The sequence below is a fragment of the Streptococcus mitis SK575 genome (assembly GCF_000257865.1).
Lineage (GTDB): Bacteria > Bacillota > Bacilli > Lactobacillales > Streptococcaceae > Streptococcus > Streptococcus mitis_CQ.
In genome coordinates this window covers 1-2,273 of sequence record NZ_AICU01000066.1, presented here as the reverse complement: position 1 = coordinate 2,273, position 2,273 = coordinate 1, and the positions used below count along the sequence as shown (strand labels likewise).

Here is a 2,273-nt window from a genome sequence, read left to right as displayed (position 1 = left end):
CGGAGATGATACCTATTTCTTTGCCACTAGTGGAGCAAGACAAACGATTAATCGCCGTGCTTTAGTTCTTGGTGAAACATCAACGAGAGCAGTACCTATCGAAGATGTTAATGCTATGGAGAAGGTTTTCAGTAACCAAAACTTTAGTAAAGTTGTTCGGTTCCCAGATAAAACTAAGTCCGAGATTATTGCAAAAATGCAAGAGCTTTTCAAATCTTCTAGCGAAAGCGATGTGAACTACCTTTACCTTACTTGTCATGGTGGAGAAGATGGGACGATAGCCATTGGTAGCGATAAAACATCATTTTCAGGTTGGGAATTAGCATCCATACTGAAACAATACAAAGGTAAGTTTGTTGTTATGCTGGATTGTTGCTATTCAGGAACGATTATAGATGTAGATAAGCCAAACAAAAAGGTTGCCTCCAAGTCTGAAAAAAGATTTGATGATCAAGCATTTTTGGCAGGATTTTCAACAGGAGATATAGCAAGCAAGAATGGCGAAATGCTTGATTCTAAATTCCTCGTACTATGTGCCTCTTGTATGGGTGAAGAATCGTATAGTGCGGTCGGAGTAGGTAGTCTTGCCACTAGATACTGGGCAATGGGTACAGGTTGGGATCCACTTCAAAATAGAATGATTTCGCCTATGGCAGACACCAATACTAACGGAAAAATTACTTTAGAGGAACTGTATCAATACTCTTATCCTCTAGTCCTTGAAGCTGCATCACAAATTCACGAAGAGCAACATGTATCAGTTTATCCAAAAAACAGTCAATTTGTTTTATTCAAAAAATAAGGAGTTCATAAAATGAAAATATCACAAAAAATCACACTATTTAGTTTGTCATTGGCAGGGTTGGCTATGTTTATTCTTCCTCAATCTGCCAAAGCTTTTGAGCTACAAGAGGTATGGCGTATTAAGGGTGGTGTTCAATATCAAGATGGTAAAATTCTTCGATTTAACAATGGCCATGACATAGATATCAAAGCCTTGGATTTGCCAACAACTGAGAAAATCGAGTGGAAAGTTACTTTAGATGGTCAAGACCAGACTGTCAATTTCCTAGCTCAAGAAGTGGATAGATCCAATATCGGTGAAGAAGGACGTTACCTGAATTTCTATGTTCCATATGGCTATAGAGGAGATATCAAGGTAGAGGCCAAGAGCGGAAATGAGGTGAAGACCTGGTCCACTAAAGTGGTTGATGATGTATATCATGACGGTGGAAAGAGAGGCTACTACCATATTAAAGAATCTAATGATCAATACACCTACCTTGATACCAAATGGGACTATCAAACCAAGACTTATACTGCCACCTTACCAGAGACTGTCAATGGTCAAAAAGTTTTTGCTTGGGCAGAGGAGTCTGGTGGTATGAAACTTGTAAAACCAGGAGTTATCAGTCATTCCTACAAGGGGGGAGGAGCCTTCAGAACACTTTATCCGATTGTAAAAGCAGAAAGCTGGCTAAATCGAAAAAATAGTGACGATGAAACCTGGTACTATCAAAAACAAGGTCAATTAGTTCAAAATTCTTGGGTTAAGGACAATGGAAGCTGGTACTTTATGAATGATAAAGGTGTCATGTTCAATCAAACTTGGCTCTATCAAGGTGGCAACTGGTATGCCTTTAAACCATCAGGAGCCATGATTGCTAGTGATTGGCTATATGATAATCACTCTTGGTATTACCTAAAAGACTCAGGTGCTATGGCAACAGGCTGGCTCAAAGATAGTGGCTCTTGGTATTACCTAAACAATTCAGGTACTATGGTAACAGGCTGGGTAAAAGATAGTGACTCTTGGTATTACCTAAGCAATTCAGGTGCTATGGCGACTGGTTGGGTAAAAGATGGCGGTCAGTGGTACTATCTTGCTTCAACTGGTAAGATGCTTCACAACACCTATACACCTGATGGTTACTATGTAGATGCCAGTGGCGCTTGGAAATAAGCTAAAGTATACATTTTATTCCATCAGCTATTAGTGCACCTGCTCAGACTAAATGTTATCAGAACTACAAGAAAAATCTATTTAATAATACAAAAAGCGAATCGAAACAACAAATTCTGTTTTGTTCGCTTTTTGTATTCTATTCGAGAAATTATGGAAAAGAACCTCTCCTACTTATTAGACTTTTATTCAGTCAAAAACATAAGAAAGGCACAGAGATGCAAGACAATTATACTACAAAAGGCAAGCACTTTAAAACTGCTCCAAAATTTTCCATAGTATTCCTCTTCCATTTCTGCAAAAAATTAAA

General features: G+C 38.4%; 2 protein-coding genes. Both read left to right on the top strand.

The annotated features are described in order from the left end of the window. A partial coding sequence (locus HMPREF1048_RS08565; RefSeq protein ID WP_000430461.1) for a caspase family protein occupies positions 1-802 on the top strand: 802 nt, incomplete at its 5' end. Between the two features lie 12 nt (positions 803-814). Beyond that, positions 815-1,963 (top strand): N-acetylmuramoyl-L-alanine amidase family protein, encoded by a 1,149-nt coding sequence (locus HMPREF1048_RS08560; RefSeq protein WP_000703838.1) that lies wholly within the window; start codon positions 815-817, stop codon positions 1,961-1,963. Positions 1,964-2,273: the final 310 nt, after the last annotated feature.

Excerpts from the sequence above, each read along its gene's own strand:
- HMPREF1048_RS08560 (WP_000703838.1), top strand. The coding sequence starts at position 815 with ATGAAAATATCACAAAAAATCACACTATTTAGTTTGTCATTGGCAGGG.